Origin of the sequence: Streptomyces cahuitamycinicus (assembly GCF_002891435.1) — a bacterium.
In the GTDB taxonomy this organism is placed as follows: domain Bacteria; phylum Actinomycetota; class Actinomycetes; order Streptomycetales; family Streptomycetaceae; genus Streptomyces; species Streptomyces cahuitamycinicus.
In genome coordinates this window covers 1-1,327 of sequence record NZ_POUC01000825.1, presented here as the reverse complement: position 1 = coordinate 1,327, position 1,327 = coordinate 1, and the positions used below count along the sequence as shown (strand labels likewise).

Genomic DNA, 1,327 nt, shown 5'->3' with positions numbered 1-1,327 from the left:
GTCCGGTCCCACCCGGACCCACCTGCCCCGTTCGCCCCTCCTCGTCTCCTCGGACTCTGCCCAGGACCGGCATGTCACCCGTAACGTGTGGCACGACCACGAACACGTGGCGACGACATGGCACACCCGAAAGCGAGGCAGCACCCGATGCCCCCCTTCGATGTCCCCGAAGGCGACCCCTTCGGCCCGCACAACCTGCCGTACGGCGTGTTCTCCCTCCCCGGCTCCACCCACCGGACCGTGGGCGTCAGGCTCGGCGACCACGTGCTGGACGCGGGCGCGGCGGCCCACGCGCTCGGCTCGCCGTACGCCTCCCTGCTCGCGCGGCCGACCCTCAACCCGCTGCTGGCCGCGGGCCGCACGGCCTGGTCCGACGTGCGCCGGGCGCTGACCGCCTGGGTGACCGTGCCGTCCCACCGCGAGACCGTCGCACCCCTGTTCCACCCCTTGTCGTCGGTGACCCTGCACCTGCCGTTCGAGGTCGCGGACTACGTCGACTTCTACGCGTCCGAGAACCACGCCCGGAACGTCGGGCAGATCTTCCGCCCCGACGCCGAGGACTCCCTCACCCCCAACTGGAAGCACTTGCCGATCGGCTACCACGGCCGCTCCGGCACCGTCGTCGTCTCCGGTACGGAGGTCGCACGCCCGTCCGGTCAGCGCAAGGCGCCCACGGACGCCGCTCCCGTCTTCGGCCCGTCCGTGCGCCTGGACATCGAGGCCGAGGTCGGTTTCGTCGTCGGCGTGCCCTCCCGGATGGGCGCACCGGTGGCCCTCGGCGACTTCCGCGAGCACGTGTTCGGGCTGTGCCTCCTCAACGACTGGTCCGCGCGTGACATCCAGGCCTGGGAGTACGTGCCCCTCGGCCCCTTCCTCGGCAAGTCCTTCGCCACGTCGGTGTCGGCCTGGATCACCCCCCTGGACGCCCTGGAGGAGGCGCTCGTGGCACCTCCGGCCCGGACCCACGAGCTGCTTCCCTACCTGGACGACAGCGACGAGGAACCCGGCGGCTACGACCTGCGGATCAGCATCGCCGTCAACGGCCACGTCGTCTCCGAGCCCCCCTTCTCCACCATGTACTGGACGGCCGCCCAGCAGCTGGCCCACATGACCGTCAACGGCGCCTCCCTGCGCACCGGCGACCTGTACGGCTCCGGCACGGTCAGCGGTCCGGCGGAAGGAGAGCGCGGCTCCCTGCTGGAGCTGACGTGGAACGGCCGCGAGCCGCTCGAACTCCCCGACGGCAAGCGCGCGTTCCTGGAGGACGGCGACGAGGTGACCCTCTCGGCCTGGGCCCCGGGACCGGACCTATCTCTTATACACATCT

At 71.4% G+C, this 1,327-nt stretch carries 1 protein-coding gene; it reads left to right on the top strand.

Annotated elements, in window-relative coordinates; all coding sequences use genetic code 11:
* Positions 1-147: 147 nt before the first annotated feature.
* Positions 148-1,327, top strand: a 1,180-nt coding sequence (gene fahA, locus C1J00_RS43200; RefSeq protein ID WP_102914213.1) for a fumarylacetoacetase, incomplete at its 3' end; no start/stop codon positions are given.